This is a genomic window from Methanofollis liminatans DSM 4140 (assembly GCF_000275865.1).
Lineage (GTDB): Archaea > Halobacteriota > Methanomicrobia > Methanomicrobiales > Methanofollaceae > Methanofollis > Methanofollis liminatans.
Window position 1 is genome coordinate 1,515,529 of the sequence record NZ_CM001555.1, and the last position, 15,533, is coordinate 1,531,061.

Consider the following 15,533-nt stretch of genomic DNA (forward strand, 5'->3'; position numbering starts at 1 on the left):
TCATCACCTCCGCGACCGGATCGCCTCCACCGGGTCCTGCCGTGCGGCAATCCGCGCCGGGTAGAGCCCGGAGAGCACAGAGAGTCCGACCGCCGCCACGACCCCGAAGACGAGGAGGAGAGGGGTCACCAGCGTGATGCCGGTCGTCGAGATACCGGCAAAACCCTCGCCCAGGGCGGCGACGATGAAGGGTTTGCCGACGGCGTCGATCAACCATGCAAAGGCGATCCCGAGGGCGTCGCCCAGGATGCCGCCGATGAGCCCGATCACCGCGCACTCCAGGAGGATCAGGGTGAGCACCTCGCGCTGCGAGGCGCCGACCGCCATGGCGATCCCGATCTCGTGCCGCCGCTCGTAGACCGAGGTGACCATCGTGGTCATGATCATCAGGGCCCCGACGACCAGGGAGACCGCCGCAAAAAAGGCGAGCACGACGACGACCATATCCATCAGGCGGTTCACCGACTCGATCTCCTCGAACGAACCGGTCGCCGAGAGGCCGAGGCTCTCGATCCGGTCGACGAGGGGGAAGACGGCGGCAGGCATCGACGCCCTGACCAGGAGGCCGTCATAGTGCCCCTCACGCTCCCGCACCGCACCGATGAACGAGATATCGCCGACGACTGCCGTGTCAAAGGCGTCGCCGCGCTCCCGCAGCACCCCGACCGGCACCAGGACGATCTTCCTGTCCTCAGGAGAACCGGTGTCGGCGTACGCCCGCACCAGCACCGTCACCGGTTCGCCGAGGCGCACCCCCTCGTAACGCCTGAGGGTGTCCCAGATATCGGCGCCCAGCACGACCTCATTCGTCCCGGGAGAGAATCCCCGCCCCTGCGCATATGAGGGCGAAAGGACGGCGGAGAAGCCCTCTGCACCGAGGCCGGTCACCGCCAGGTAGGTCTGCCTCTCTGAGGCGAAACTGTCCCTCACCAGGGGCGCGGCAGCGTCGACGCCCGGCAACCCTGCGATCGCCTGGGCGCGGGCCCCGGTGACGAGGTGCATCGCCCCGCCCCCTCCACCTGCAGAGACCTCGACGAGGGTGAGGTCTGACTGAGCCTCGATCGCCCCGATCGCCTGCGCCCTGATCCCCTCGCCGAGGGAGACGGTCCCGATGACAGCGGCGATCCCGACGGCGATCCCGATGATGGTCAGGACGGCCCGCATCCGCTTTCTGGTCACCTGTCCGGCGGCATAGGAGAGGAAGTCGAGGAGTTTCACGCCACCACCTCCCCGTCGCGCATCTCGATCGTCCGGTCGGCCTCTGCCCCGACCTCGGGGTCATGGGTGACGATGAGGAAGGTGGTGCCGCGCTCCCGGTTGATCTGGCGGAGGAGTTCGATCACCCCGGTGCTCGTCCTGGTATCCAGGTTCCCGGTCGGTTCGTCTGCCAGGATCACCGGGGGATCGGCGATGAGGGCCCGGGCGATCGCCACCCGCTGCTGTTCCCCGCCGCTCATCTCCCGCGGGTAATGGTCTGCCCGGTCGGCGAGCCCGACGTCCTCGAGGAGGGTACTGGCCCTTCTGGCCCGCTCGCCCGCGCCCTGGTAGTTGAAGAGGAGGGGGAAAGCGACGTTCTCCTCTGCGGTGAGCGAGGGGAGCAGGTTGAAGTCCTGGAAGACGAAACCGAGCGTCTGCCTCCTGAGGGCAACAAGGGCGTTCCCGTCGGCATAGTCGACCTCGACCCCGGCGATCCCGACCGTGCCCTCGTCCGGGCGGTCCAGGCCCCCGAGGATGTTGAGGAGCGTGCTCTTCCCGCTCCCGCTCCTGCCGACGAGAGCGACGAACTCCCCGCGGTCGACCGTCAGGTTCACGCCGCGCAGCGCCTCCACGGCCGGGGGATAGCGCCTCCAGACACCGTGCACCTCGATCGCCGGGATCATGATGAGTACCTCACCTCCAGGACCGCATTGGAGAGGAGCAGGTAGTCGCCGTTGTCGGTGAGTTCGGCGAGATTGCCCGCGGGGCGGAGCCATACCGTCACATCCCGGCGGTCGGTCCCCACCTGCCTCGCCTCGTCGGCGTCCAGCACATCGGTCCAGGTCTTCCCGTTGGCTGTGGGAAAGATGATATCGAGGATCGCCTGGATAAAGGACGGGAGGCCGGACTCGCCACCCCTATTGAAAGAAAGCGCGTTTTTCTCCGGGACTTCCGTGGAGGTATACCCACCCGAAGGGGCCGCGATGAAGAGTTCGGCCGAGGCGACGCGGGCCGTGTCGATGGGTCTGTCAAAGATCATTCTGCCGGTCGCCATCTCCGGGGTGATGCCATAGGCGGCATAGAGCAGATCGGCGCCCTCCAGCACCTGGAACATCGTCTCGGTCGCGCCTGCGTCCGTGTAGACGAGGAGGAGGGCGGCGCCCTGGAGCACAAAGGTGGCATTGCCGGCGGCGGTGTTCGTCGCGGTGAGCGTGAACGGCTCTGCGCCGGACACGCCGGCATCGAAGGCGTCTAAACCGGAGAAAAAGTCGTTTTTCGAGACAAAGCCCTTGGTATCGACATAGCGGGCCGCAGATTCGACGGGTGCGCCATCGATCGAGACGGCGATCGAGGGGTAAACGGCCTCTTGCCCCTGTTTGCTCCACGACCAGTAGAGATAGAGGCGGCCAAACTCGACCGCGGCGCCGTCGGGGAGGAGGGCATCGAACCTGACGGCATAGGTCTCTCCGGGTTCAAGAGTGCCTGAATAGGTGCTGTTCCCCTGGGAGTAGAGATAGCCCCCATGCAGGGTGCCCGCATAGACAGGGGTGAGAGGTCGGTCCCCCGCATAGGTGGCGGCGGCCGGCGCCGCAAGCAGGAGAAGGAGCACCAGGAGGGCCGGGCTACAGGAACGCATATTCTCCCTCCCGGATATTGTCGGCCGGGTTCTGGTCCTTCTCGCCCTGGGGGACCAATGCGACGACGCGGAGGGTGTGCGTCCCCTCCGCTGCCTGTATGGGGACGTCATGGCGCTTCACCGCTCCTGCTCCCAGTCCGCCGTCAAAGGGGATCACCGTCGCCTTCTCCCCGTCTATGAAGACAGAAACCGAGAACGGTGCGGCATCGCTGCCGCCGGTGTTGCTGACGGTCACCGGGAGGGTATAGTCGGCAAGGCTGCCTGCAGCGCATGCCGGGGCGATGGCACAGGCGGCAAGGACCAGGGCGACCATGATGAAGGCAGCAGCCGAACGTCTCGATCGACCTGCGGCAAGGGCGCCGATGCCCATCGCCACAAGGGCGGCGGTCAGGGGGAGCGGCGATGCGGTCGGGGCAGGCGTATCACCCGACCGCACCGGGGCCCCGACAGAGACGACGATGTCAGGGAGCGATCCCACGGTGACCGTCCGGCTCAGGGCATTGTCTCCGGCATTCCGGTCACCGGGCGCGTCCACCCGGACGCCGATCTCGTGGGCACCTTCGACCGCGGGCCATTCGGCGGTGGCGGTCTGCATGCCGCTCCCTGCGGGGGCGAGGCGGTCTGTCGCCACGGGCGTGCCGTCGACGGTCCAGGTGACGGTCATCGCCGACGGCCTGGTGCCGCGGTTATCGATCCGAACCGAGAGACGGGCGGTCTCGCCGGCATAGGCACCGCTCACCGTGAGATCCTGAAGGGAGATATCGGGTGCGGCGACGCTGCTTTGGGGGCGAAGCACGAGGACGGCACAGACCGGGTGGATATAATCCTCGCCCTCTGGATCGGATCCGGTCGTCGAGATCGAGCCGTCGCCGTCGGTGTCCCGGCCACGCTCGAAGGTGAGCAGGTTGTCGCCGCCCAGATACGACGTCACATCGAAGGTCTCGGCATCGGTATAGCGGGTCGGCGTGCCTGCGCCGCCGTCGGCGTTGAAAGAGCGTTCGTCGCCGATATCGTCGCCGACGCCGAGGTCGTGGCCGTTGAAGACGACATAATCGGGCTGGCCGCTCTGGGTCGCCAGAAGAAGGAGCGTGAGGAGCGCACTGTCTATGCGATCCCCGACGCTGCCGAACGCAACAGAGGCCGAATCTTTTCTGGTCTGGAGGGTGCCGGCCCATCCTTCGCCGTGGAGGTTCTCATTTCCTTCGGCGATCACGTAGCGCGTGAGGGGCCGCGTCCGGTCCTCCACCGCCGCAACCACGCCGGCGGCATAGACCCGACCGTCCAGCCTGTTCCCTTCCTCCCCCCGGGACGTCGTTATGGTGATGGTATTCTCGCCGGCAACGAGGAGATCGGCGACCTCGACGGCGACCCAGTAGACCCCGTGCCCTGATGCATAGACTTCCTCCCCCGAATCGCCTTTTCCTCCGAGGAGGATACGTTGCGGGGTATGGCCGTTCACCGAGATCTCAGCCCACCCGGTGTACATCTCATTGCCTCCCCAGACCCCGCAGAAGGCGCGCGCGTACGACGGGGAGGAGTTCAGGGGGAATGTAACCGTGACAGGAGGATTGGCGAGACCATACGAACCGTACATGAACACGTCGCCATAGATCTCTCCTTCTGCCACACTGTCCAGAGGGATTCCCTCGAAATCATAGTGGGCCGCGGCGGTCGGGACCATGACGGCGCAGAACACCATGAAGAATATGAAGGGGCGGCACCCTGCATAACACATGCGGCATAATAAGCAGCATAAGGTGTTATGCATTTCGATATTTGTAAAATAAAAAAATACGGTATTTTTTGGTTATCATACGTGTTATTTGCACAGGATATAAAGATGAGGCGATAGGTGCTCTCATTCAGATTCGAATGGACGTGCTTTCAAAGGGTCGCATACTGCTTTTTAATGAGCCACATCCCTCCTTCTTCAAGATAGTTGTCGAGCAGTACGTTCTGCACGAGTTCCCATCCTTCCAGTTCGGTATCCTCCCGTTCAGTCGGGAAATAGAGCCACATGTGGTCTTTTCCGATCCTGAACAAACAAAACCGTTTTCCTTCTTTGTAGAAGGTTACAAGGCCTTTCCCGGTTCTTGAAAGAGGCGGAGTCAGTGGATCGCAGCCGATGGTGAACGAGACGGTCTCTCCCAGCGCGAGCGTCTGGTTAAGGAACGTAGTTGCCACGTTCCTGTAGACCTTCGACTCAGGAAGAGTGAGTTCCCGTTCCAGATCTGCCGGGTCCCTGGAGTGAACGCCGGAAGCGTAGGCCTCATAAAAATCGAGCAGACGCCCGATCACATCTGAGAAGGACTCCCCTCCCATGACGATAGCCGTAAGGCGATCGTATTCCGTTTCCCTCAGGGTCAGGGCCCTCATTCCCGCATTACTCCCGGGATGGAGCATTTCGATTGTACCTGTCATGACTTCCCCCTGGCACCATACGATGCCTGATCATCCATCATCGTCAGGTAATAAAAAATTATCTATTCGTAATACAATAGCACATTAAATAGAAATAAAGTATCATCAGATCTGCAAATTGCTCGGCATAGCCGCATACCCTGTTTCCGGATCGACGGATAATCCCTGTTCCAGCCTGACAATCGCACCTATGCCCCCGGCTGTCAGGTCGGAAAGCCGATAATAACTCCCACCCGCATGCTCGGCGATCGTGCGGCCGAAGCCCAATGAAAGCGGAACAAGAGACGAGGAAGATGCTTCCGTGTCGATCACCACCGCCCTGATCCCGCACTCGCCCAGGAGCGTGGACGCCTGCACCACCTCCTCCCTGATCGATCCGCCAAGCCCCACATTGGGGCGGCAGTCGCTGATCAACACGAGCAGCGGGACGAGATCGGGATATTTCTTCCGTTCAGAAAGGAGCACCTCCATGCCCTTCAGGAGGGCGGGCACAAGCGGCGTCTTTCCGCCGGTCGGCATCCCGTCAAGACGCAGCACGGCGCTATCGACGGCATGGGTCATAGGAAGAAGAAGATCAGCGCCGCTCCCCCTGAAGGCCACCAGACCGACGCGATCCCGGCGGATGTACGACTCAGAGATCAGAGAGAGGACCGCACCCTTCGCACTCTCCATCCGCCGCTCGGCACCCATCGATCCGCTTGCGTCCACGACAAAGAGCGCACCCACCGGGGCGCTCCCGCGCCTGACCTTCTGCCGCAGATCCCCGCTCTCTACTGCAAGGGCCAGGGCCCCTTTATCTCGCCGGCGCTGGTGCGGCGCCGCCGCCCGCACCGTCCCCACAAGATCCAGGTCCGACTTTCCCGGACGGGCCGATACCGACCGGCCGCCCTTCCGGGTCAGCACGGGTTTGCGCCGGCCTGAGGCCTTCCGGATCAGACAGTCTGGCTCTGCCGGCCTGATCGCCCCGGGATCAATGGCATCTCCCGGCGAGAAGACCTGCTCTCTCCCCTTCCCGGTGCGGCCGGACTCGCCGCCTCCGTCACCTCCGCCTGAAGAGGGACCTTCGTCCGGTTCTCCGGCCTCGCCCTCCCCTTCAGGGGCTTTATCTCCACCGATAAGAGAGTCCAGCATTTCGGGTTCGAGTTTCGGCTCCTCGAAGGGGCGTTTTCGCATCCGGTGCGGGAGGGCGAGGGCCATCGCCCGCTTCACGTCCTCAGCCGAGACCTCCTCCCGCCCTTCGAGGGCGGCGATCGTTCGCGCCGTTCTGATCACCGTCAGCTCGGCCCGATGGGTCATGACGCCGAGAGAGATGCACGCCGCGACGATCTGCCTGGTCAGGTCGCGGCCGATGGTGACGGCCGGGAGGAGGGCACGCGCACGGACTATCGCCCGGCGGAGGCGCTCCTGCTCGGGCTCCCACATCTTCAGGAATCCGTCGGGATCGGCCTCGAAAGCACCGACCGCCTCGACGACCCGCAGCCTCTCCTCGAGATCGGTGATGCCGCCGACCGTCACCTGGAGGCCGAACCGGTCGAGAAGTTGCGGGCGGAGTTCTCCTTCTTCGGGGTTCATCGTCCCGATCAGGATGAAGCGCGCCGGGTGGGCGAGGGATATGCCCTCCCGCTCGACGATATTGATGCCGGTCACGGCGGCGTCGAGGAGGATGTCCACCACATGGTCGTCGAGGAGGTTCACCTCGTCGATGTACAGGATCCCCCGGTTTGCCGCGGCGAGAACCCCTGGTTCGAGGGCGCATATCCCTTCCCTGATCGCCCGCTCCACATCCACCGTCCCGACGACGCGATCCTCCGTCGAACCGAGGGGCAGAGTGACGACACGGACGCGCCGTCGCTCGCGCCCGGCGATCCCCTCGTGTTCATACTGTTCCCGGCAGCGGTCGCACTGCTGTTCGGGATCGTCGGGGCTGCAGCCGAAGGGACAGCCTGGAACGACCTCGATCTCCGGGAGCAGGTCGGCAAGCGCCCGCGCCGCCGTCGACTTTGCAGTTCCCTTCTCCCCTCTGATCAACACGCCGCCGATCGCAGGGTTCACGGCATTGAGGAGGAGAGCGAGTTTCATCTCGTCCTGCCCGATGATCGCAGAAAATGGGAGAATTTTCCGTTTTAGATGGCTATTTTCGGTCATTTTTTCTCCATTCGTCAATATCGGCAAGGGACATCGCAGGGATCGCCCCTCCCTGCACCTCGCTGCCGCTTCCCATCGAGTCCTCCATCCAGCCTTCCGCCTCCAGATATGCCTCTTTCAGCCCGTCGATCACGTCGTCGTCAGGCTTCCAGAGGCCGCGCCCGTAGGCCTCAAGAAGCCGCCGCCCGATCTCTTCGAATGCCCAGGGGTTCTCTTCCTCAAAAAACTGTTTCATACCGGGATCGAGGACAAACGTGCGCGTGATCTCGTCGAAGATCCGGTCATCGACCTCGCCGGTCGTCGCCTCCCATCCATAGACGGTGCCGACACGGCGGGCGATATCGCCGGCACCCTTGTAGCCGTGGCGTTGCATTCCCTCGATCCACTTCGGGTTGAGGAGTTTTGTCCTGGTGACCCGCCTCACCTCGTCGGCCAGGCTCCGGATCGCCACGCGATCGGCATCGCGGGTATCGCCGTAGTAGGCCGGGACGTCCCTCCCGCCGATGGCTCGGGCCGCCGCGGTCAGGCCCCCATGCGTCCCGAAGTAACAGCAGCAGCCGAGGAGATCGTATTCGTCCGTTGCGGTCTTGTTGAAGGTCATGGCGACAGAGGAGAGCTGGCTGGAGAGCCCATCCTCGGAAGAGGCGCCGTAGCGCCCCCTGCCGTAGGCATAGCCGTTCCACCGCAGGAAGACGTCTGCAATCTCGGCCTCGTCCTTCCACGCCGATGCGTAGACCGCAAGGGAGACGCCGTTGCCATAGGTTCCGGGCCTGCTCCCGAAGATCCGGTCGGTGCTCCCTGACGCACGGGTATGCTTGCGCACGTAGTTCACCTCCTCAGGTTCGTTGAGGGCGGCGACCGCACGGACGGCGTCGTCGATCAATTCGATGCAGGAGTAGAAGTTGTCCCGCAGGATCCCACTCGTCCTGATCGTCACGTCGATGCGCGGCCGGCCCAGGTCCTCGACCGGGACGATCCTGAAGGACCGCACCCTCCCCTCCAGCCAGACCGGTTCGCACCCGATCAGGGCGAGCACCTGGGCGCACTGCTCACCGTCCGCCCACATGATGTCAGAGGCCATCCAGTACATGGCGACGTTCTCGGGGTATGCCCCCTCCTCGTCGAGGTAGCGGGAGAGGAGAAGGTCGGCAAGCCTCGAACCCACCCGCCATGCCGCCGGGGTGGGAACACGGAAGGGGTCGAGGGAGTAGAAGTTCCGGCCGGTTGGCAGGACCTCAGGTTTTCCCCGCGTGACAAGACCCGAGGGTCCGGGGCTGACGAAACCGCCGTCCAGTCCGTGGAGGAGGCTCCTGATCTCGTCGGACGCATCGATCCGCGCCGAGAGATCGCAGACCGTCTCCACCACCGCATCCAGAGAAATATCAGAATCGTTCAACCGTTCGCCAAGCGCTCGATGCGCCGCCTCAAGGGGCGCGCACCCCTCGAGGAGGGCATTGACGAAGGCGTCAGCAGATGCCTCCATCTCCCGGCGAAGAGCGGCATCGGCGGTGTCTGGATCGACGCCGGCCATCCTGCAGAGCGTCTTCACGAGATCGCCGCTGTGGCGCATGATCGCGGCGATGTACGACGCCTTTTCCCTCCCTGCCGGCATCTCGCCGAAGATGTGCATCCCGTCCGGGATCCTGGTCTCATAGGTGACCGTCAGGAGGTCTTCGGCTGCGGCGACGACATCCTCAAAGGGGCGGTCTCCCATCTCCCCGCCAGAACACCCGATCTCTTCGGCCAGGCCTGAAGAGGCGATCAGGTCCCTGATCGTATGGGTGAGGGCATGGGCGCGGGCGCCGTCGCTCCCCTCAGCCCGGCGGTAATCGGCGATCTGCATCTCCAGTTCTTTCAACGGCCCGTAGAGCCCGCTCTCCACCATCGCCGCCTGGGCATGATCGACGAGGGTGGCGCAGGCCCGCCTCTTCGCGGCCGTACCTTCGGGCGGGTTATCGGCGTTGTAGATGTAGAGGTGCGGCACCCGCCCGATGGCGATGTCGGGATAGCACGAGCCCGAGGGGGCGGCACTCTTTCCAGGCAGGAACTCGAGGTTGCCATGGGTGCCGACGTGGACGATGGCGTCGGCGCCGAACTCGTCTTCGAGCCAGCGGTAGGTGGCGAGATACTGGTGGGTGGGCGGGATCTCGGGGTCGTGCAGGATGCGGCAGACCGTGCCGTCGCACCGGCTCCCGGCACAGCCGCGCTTTGGCTGGACGCAGACGACGGCGTTTCCAAAACGCACGCCGGTGACCACGATCCGCCCCTCGTAGACCATAGCGGGGGGCACGCCCTCTTTCCCGCCGGGCGGTTCGCCCCACGCATCGTTGACCGCCTGCCTGACGTCGTCCGGCAGGGTGGAAAACCAGCGCATGTACCGCTCCACCTCGATCAGGTCGAGCGCACCCCCCTTCTCCACGATCTCGCCGACGGCCGTCCACCTGAACTCGGCGATCGCCTTGCGGTCGAGGATCGTCCTGATCAGGTCTTCTCCATCGGCAGGAGGAATGACCGCATACCCGGCGGCGGCCATCACCCTGAGGAGGCGCGCCACGCTCTCCAGGGTATCGAGATGGGCGCCGGCCCCGACCCCTCCTTCGACCGATGCGCAGGGCTTGTTGTGGAGGATGAACGCCACCTTCCGTTCAGACGCCGGCGTGTTCCTGAGCCGCATCCAGGCCCTGAGGCGGTCAGCCACGCGCCTGACCCGCTCAGGGATGGAGCGGTGGACGCCCGTATCCCCGGCCACGGCAACCCCGACCGGGAGCATCTCGATCATCCCCTGGAACTCGGGGAGGGCGACGCACCACCCGATCTCGTCGCTTTCCATGCCCTCCCTGGACGAACGCCATTCTTCCTCGGTGGTGTGGTACAGCACCAGGGGGTGGACGACCGGACAGTCGAGCCGGGAGAGTTGCTCCCGGTAGGCGTCGGCATCAGAGGCATGGATGAACGATCTGGACTCGACAAGGGCATCGATGCCGTCGCCAAAATACAGGTCTATGACCGCCGCCGAGGAGAGGGCGCCGGTCTCCAGGTCGCCGGTGCCGAAGCATAAGACCGGTATGACGTCGCAGTCCCGCTCGAACTCCCGGATCAGGGCGTCGACCACGGCCATATCCCCTGTGAGCCATGCGGTTCTTGAGAAGAGGAGGCCTACCGACCGGGGATGCCGGCGCGGCCGCCAGGCGCGGTACTCGCCTGCAGACGTGAACGGGGCCGGGGCGTCCGGGTGGTAGATCCCCTCCCAGAGAGTCAGTTGTGGCAGGCAATAGGGACAGTCGATGCCGAGGAGCTCGTGCACGGCATATGCGAGCATGTTCCTGATATTCTCCCGCCCGCCGAAGAGATAGTAGGCGTTCAGGGTGGCGACGACGCCGAGCGGTGCGGTCGAGGCGTCCCAGAAGGCGTCGTTGTAGCCGAAGGTCGCCACAGGCGTCCCGGCGGCGATCCCCTCCATCACCTCGTCCCACCAGGGCTCGCTCGAAGGGTGGACGAGGACGAGGTCGGCACGGCCAAGTGCACCCCGGCATTCCTCTCTCAACGACGCATCTCCCTTGAGATCATGAACGGCCCATCCCCTCAGCTCCAGTCCGAGTTCAGCTGCTGCCTCCTGAAAGAGAGGGAGTTCGTTCCCCCATGCCATTACCGCAACCGTACTATTCGTCATAATCTGATCTCACGCAGATCCGCTGCACCAGCGACGCCGCCTGCATGGGCACAGGATCATACTAAAAATGGTTCAATATGTTAAATGTGTTACCAATTTTAAAAAAGTATTACTGGCCGGGCTTGAAAATCACACGACGAGAGGGGGGGCAACAACGCCCTCAGATCAGGTTCGAAAAAATATGAGCGGCCATGACCCGACACCTCATAGATCGAACCGGCACACCGTATCCCGGTCAGGCAGGACGGTGACGTCATCGCGAGTCTGCGAAGTACCCCCGAAGATTACTTTCAGATCATAGGTGCCGATCCGCATGTACCTGAAGGTATGCGGGGTCACCTCGCCGGTATCCTTCCCGTGCAGATAGATCATCGCACCTTCTGATTTGCTGGTGATGGTCAGGGATCCGTACGGGTAACTCTCCAGGACAAAGGAGAGGGCGGCGTCTTCGAGAGGGGTGAGATCGTCTGTGAGGAGAACCCGCTGCTCGGTGGAGATGTAACCAGGAGAGGATACGGAGATCAGATGCGGACCGTCCGAGAGGTGTTCAATCGTGTAGGGCGTCGCATACCCGGTGTCGAAACCGTCGACAGAGATCCCGGCGCCTGCGGGGCTGGATGTCACCCTGACCGAGGCGGTAGCCGGGGCCGGATCGCCGAGCACATATTCGGCCCCGCCGTCGATAAAGTCAGATACCAGGAAGGAGTAGTAACCGCCATCGTCACGGACAGAGACAAACGAGGAGACACCCGAGATCTCGACCGTCGCCGGAATCTTCTGATCGAGGCGCTTCCCATTCACCGACACCTCGGCCTTATCAAATCTTTCGGACTTCAGAGTCACCGAACGGGGATAGCACTGTTCCTGGTTGAACACGACGCCGGTCACAAGACCAGATTCGACAAGGCATTTTTTCGTCGAAACGGAAAAGTCAACCCAGCCGTTCTTCACGCTCACCGTATGGACACCGGGTTTGATGCCGGAGACGACATGGGGCGTCTTCCACTGGAGCGTCTTGCCGTCGATCACGATCGTCGCACCGTCGGGCTTTGAGTCGACGAAGATACTTCCGGTGCCGTCATAGGTCTCGATCTCAACAAGACCCTCAGAGAGCGTGTGCGATCCGGTCGAGAGATCGACCGTGAGGGTCTGTTCGCCTGAGAGGGAAAGGGGCTTATCAAAGCGGGCAGACGATCCGTCAGGAGAGAGAGAAACGGTGTGGATACCTGAAGACAGAGCGGAAAAGGTTGCGGGTGTCGTCCTCCCGGTGTATTCACCGTCGAGGGAGATCAGGGCGCCAGAGGGTTCTGAGAGAACGGCCAGATCCGCGGTTTTGGAGGATGAGTCATCTTCACCGTCTGTCTGGACAGGATCGGCCTCGGGAGACAGGGGGTCTTCAGGCGTCAGGAGCGCCTCTTCCGGTTCTGCCGGCATCTCTTCGACCTGAGCGCCGAAAATACCGAAAATTCCCGACCACAGGGATGCTATCCAGTTGTCCCCGCCAGAGGAAGCCTGTAGTTCTGGGGAGACGTTGCCCCCAATCGTCTCGCCGGATCCGGCAGCGACGCCAGGGACCAGGAGGAAGATCAGCAGAATACCTATGACCGGAAAAAAGAGGCGATCGCAGAGGCCATGTACATAGTTCATCATATCATCTCCGTGTGATGGAATGGTCTTTTTTTGCATCTTTGAAGGATGTGCCAACAGTATTATTACTAATATATAAATTATCCCATATATTTTTCCCGTGTGAACGGGCAGGGAGACCGGTGCAGAGGAATGGTGTCGGATCATGATCGCACCGCTCAGAAGACGGCGATCACGATCAGGATCGTGATCACCTTCGCCGCCATGCTCGCCAGATAGGTCTTCGCAACAATGCCGGGCCCCTCTTCGCCGAAGAGGGAGAGGTAGAGGGGCACAGAGTACTTGAGGTAGATCATCGTGATCACCACCATCGAGCCGGCGATCAGGGTGATCAGCGCCTGCTCAGTCGAAAGGACACCGGCCGCCATGAGCGATCCCACCACGGCATAGCCTGCCGAGAAATGGAGGGCCTGCGCAACGATCGCCGCAATGCTCTCACCGGGAACACCGATGAGCCCGAGGACCGGCGCAACCAGAGCGGCGACCAGATCTACCACGCCCAGGGCATAGAGAGCGAAGAACAGAAGCGTGGCGACGACGGTGATCGGGACGATGCGTTTGAGGGAGGAAACGGCCTTTAAACCCCCTGCCCTGAGGGTCCGGCGGTCGAAGTTGATCCGGGACGGTTCTCCCTCTTCTCGAAGAGCGCCTGGAGTTTTCCCCCTGAACACTTTGAGCCATATTACCGCTCCGGCAGTCTGGATGAGAGTGGAAAGAAGGTTCAGGCCCGTATAGATCCCGCCGATCACCGGACCGAGAAGAACGATTGCAGTCGGGAGCTGGACCCGGAAGAGCGATTCACCAAGGACGGCCGGAAAGGTGCCCATCAGGAGCGTCGGGACCACCTCGTCCCGCCCGACGCGGCCGTCGTGATAGAAGGCGGCGAGCATGGATTTTCCGGCGGTGGCGTCGGCGATCATGGCGACGAGGGCGAGGGACGAGCCGGAGGAGATCCCGGATACCCGGGAGATCGGATAGGAGAGGAACCGGAGCCGCGAGATGATCCCGGTCTCGGTGATGACATTTGCAAGGACGACCCCGATGGTGATCAGGCCGACCGCTCTCACAAGATAGCCTGCTGCCGCCGTTGCCGAGAGGGCGTCGGTCATCTCACCGTCCCCGCCGGTAGCGCCCCATCGCCGCCACAAAGGCGTCGGCGAAGTTACCGGTCAGATAGGCGTGGCTGTAGCCCCCGAGGACGGCGTGCTCAGATAGACCGTCCTTCCCGTCCACGATCCCCTTCCCTCGCCCGAGGTCCAGGGCGAAGCGGGCATCCGGGGCGGTCTCGACCGAGGAGTAATGGAATTCGTGCCCCCTGAAAGAGAGCCCGGCCGGAAGAAGCGGCGATGCCCCCGTGCTCCGGGCGTCCACGTAGCCGAGGGCCTGGAAACGCCCGTGCATACCGGCCTCGCCTGGCAGGACGCCGGCCATCCTGAAGTCTCCCTCCCCGCAGGAGAGGCGTTCGCAGAGGTAGAGGAGGCCGCCGCACTCGGCATAGACCGGCAGTCCGTCCGCGGCGGCCGCCCTGATCTCGCGGGTGCAGGGGGAGCGGGAGAGCGCCCCGGCATGGAGTTCGGGATAGCCCCCGCCGAGATAGAGGCCGTCGACGTCGGGGAGAGCCTCGGTGAGGGGGGAGAAGGGGACGATTTCTGCCCCGGCCTGACTGAGGAGGTCGAGGTTGTCCTGGTAATAGAAGCAGAAGGCGGCGTCGAGGGCGACGCCCAGGCGGACCGAAGGCTGCTGCCCCTGCCGCACCGGCGCGGGGGCAGCAGGCGGCGACGACGACGCCGATCCTATCAGGGCGTCGAGGTCGCAGTGCTCGGCGCACACCTCCCCGAAGGCGGCCATGCTCGCCTCGCCGGCCATCGCAAGCCCGAGGTGGCGGCTCCCGACGCTCTTTTCCCGCTCGGTCGGCACCCACCCGAGGGCAGTAATGGAGAGGTATTTTTCGATCATCTGCCGGTGCCGCGGGCTCCCGACGCGGTTGAAGATCACCCCGGCAAAGCGGACGGCGGGATCGAAGGCGGTGTAACCGCCGACGAGCGCATGGGCGCTCCTCGACATCCCCTTGATGTCGGCGACAAGGACAACCGGGGCGCCCAGGATCTTCGCCACATGCGCCGTGCTCCCGGTCTCTTCGCCCTCAAGGCCGTCGTACATTCCCATCACGCCTTCGACGACGGCGATGTCCGCACCTGCCGAGGCCGAGATGAAGGTCCTGACCACGCCGTCTGTACCCATCATGTAGGGATCGAGGTTTCTCGACGGGCGGCCGCAGATGGCGGTGTGGTGGGAGGGGTCGATGAAGTCAGGGCCGACCTTGAAGGGCTGGACGACAAGACCCCGCGCCCGCAGCGCCGCCATGACGCCGCTGGCGATGGTGGTCTTGCCGCAGCCCGAGTGGGTGCCTGCGATGACGATTGCCGGGATCATCGGTCGAGTATTGATCGGCAGGATGGATGAAGATTGGGTTTTCCCGCTCTCTTGAAGCGCTCACCTCCAACGCCGATCGAGAACACGTGACGCTGCACTGGCGAGGGTATCGTAGGTCGTCCCTTTATCGTGGAACCGGGCGATGAGATGACCTGTAAGAAACCATTCGCCCGGCAGTTTTCGGGATCACATGGGGGATCTGTGCACCGCAAAATTGCGATTGGTGCGGGGATGGACAAAATACCCCGGCACGCCCACCCATCATTTTTCATCGTTAGATGTTCCTCCCGTCCGTCCCTGCATGTCCAGGGCAATCCACCCCAACGGGGTGCAACCCCCGGCGCGAGGCGGGTGTTGTGTGCGGGTACGGGAAATCGAGCAGCC

At 63.4% G+C, this 15,533-nt stretch carries 10 protein-coding genes; all 10 read right to left on the reverse strand.

Annotation, left to right across the window (positions count from 1 at the left end; all coding sequences use genetic code 11):
* Positions 1-3: 3 nt before the first annotated feature.
* On the reverse strand, positions 4-1,218 hold the full coding sequence (locus METLI_RS07380) for an ABC transporter permease (protein ID WP_004039207.1): 1,215 nt from the start codon (positions 1,216-1,218) through the stop codon (positions 4-6).
* Positions 1,215-1,880 carry an ABC transporter ATP-binding protein gene (locus METLI_RS07385; RefSeq protein WP_004039208.1) on the reverse strand — a complete coding sequence of 222 codons (666 nt, stop codon included), beginning with the start codon at positions 1,878-1,880 and terminating at the stop codon, positions 1,215-1,217. Before METLI_RS07385 ends, METLI_RS07380 begins: the two co-directional genes overlap by 4 nt.
* Positions 1,877-2,833, reverse strand: a complete 957-nt coding sequence (locus METLI_RS07390; protein ID WP_004039209.1) for a DUF3344 domain-containing protein — start codon at positions 2,831-2,833, stop codon at positions 1,877-1,879. Before METLI_RS07390 ends, METLI_RS07385 begins: the two co-directional genes overlap by 4 nt.
* Positions 2,820-4,568 carry a DUF3344 domain-containing protein gene (locus METLI_RS07395; protein WP_004039210.1) on the reverse strand — a complete coding sequence of 583 codons (1,749 nt, stop codon included), beginning with the start codon at positions 4,566-4,568 and terminating at the stop codon, positions 2,820-2,822. The genes METLI_RS07390 and METLI_RS07395 overlap by 14 nt, the downstream gene beginning before the upstream one ends.
* Before the next feature lie 149 nt (positions 4,569-4,717).
* Complete coding sequence (locus METLI_RS07400; protein ID WP_048103702.1) at positions 4,718-5,254, reverse strand: hypothetical protein; 537 nt, start codon at positions 5,252-5,254, stop codon at positions 4,718-4,720.
* Positions 5,255-5,359: 105 nt separating this feature from the next.
* On the reverse strand, positions 5,360-7,399 hold the full coding sequence (locus METLI_RS07405) for a magnesium chelatase subunit D family protein (RefSeq protein WP_004039212.1): 2,040 nt from the start codon (positions 7,397-7,399) through the stop codon (positions 5,360-5,362).
* Positions 7,386-11,069: a cobaltochelatase subunit CobN gene (gene cobN / locus METLI_RS07410; RefSeq protein ID WP_048103703.1), complete on the reverse strand. Its 3,684-nt coding sequence runs from the start codon at positions 11,067-11,069 to the stop codon at positions 7,386-7,388. Before cobN ends, METLI_RS07405 begins: the two co-directional genes overlap by 14 nt.
* 204 nt (positions 11,070-11,273) lie before the next feature.
* Positions 11,274-12,719 (reverse strand): PEGA domain-containing protein, encoded by a 1,446-nt coding sequence (locus METLI_RS07415; protein ID WP_004039214.1) that lies wholly within the window; start codon positions 12,717-12,719, stop codon positions 11,274-11,276.
* Between the two features lie 155 nt (positions 12,720-12,874).
* Complete coding sequence (locus tag METLI_RS07420) at positions 12,875-13,825, reverse strand: nucleoside recognition domain-containing protein (protein WP_004039215.1); 951 nt, start codon at positions 13,823-13,825, stop codon at positions 12,875-12,877.
* Position 13,826: 1 nt separating this feature from the next.
* Positions 13,827-15,149, reverse strand: coding sequence for a cobyrinate a,c-diamide synthase (locus METLI_RS07425; protein WP_004039216.1), 1,323 nt, complete (start codon positions 15,147-15,149; stop codon positions 13,827-13,829).
* Positions 15,150-15,533: the final 384 nt, after the last annotated feature.

Bases quoted from the DNA above. Each gene is read 5' to 3' on its own strand.
- METLI_RS07385 (WP_004039208.1), bottom strand. From the start codon at position 1,880: ATGATCCCGGCGATCGAGGTGCACGGTGTCTGGAGGCGCTATCCCCCG.
- METLI_RS07400 (WP_048103702.1), bottom strand. From the start codon at position 5,254: ATGACAGGTACAATCGAAATGCTCCATCCCGGGAGTAATGCGGGAATG.
- METLI_RS07390 (WP_004039209.1), bottom strand. From the start codon at position 2,833: ATGCGTTCCTGTAGCCCGGCCCTCCTGGTGCTCCTTCTCCTGCTTGCG.
- METLI_RS07405 (WP_004039212.1), bottom strand. From the start codon at position 7,399: ATGACCGAAAATAGCCATCTAAAACGGAAAATTCTCCCATTTTCTGCG.
- cobN (WP_048103703.1), bottom strand. From the start codon at position 11,069: ATGACGAATAGTACGGTTGCGGTAATGGCATGGGGGAACGAACTCCCT.
- METLI_RS07425 (WP_004039216.1), bottom strand. From the start codon at position 15,149: ATGATCCCGGCAATCGTCATCGCAGGCACCCACTCGGGCTGCGGCAAG.
- METLI_RS07395 (WP_004039210.1), bottom strand. From the start codon at position 4,568: ATGTGTTATGCAGGGTGCCGCCCCTTCATATTCTTCATGGTGTTCTGC.
- METLI_RS07415 (WP_004039214.1), bottom strand. From the start codon at position 12,719: ATGATGAACTATGTACATGGCCTCTGCGATCGCCTCTTTTTTCCGGTC.
- METLI_RS07420 (WP_004039215.1), bottom strand. From the start codon at position 13,825: ATGACCGACGCCCTCTCGGCAACGGCGGCAGCAGGCTATCTTGTGAGA.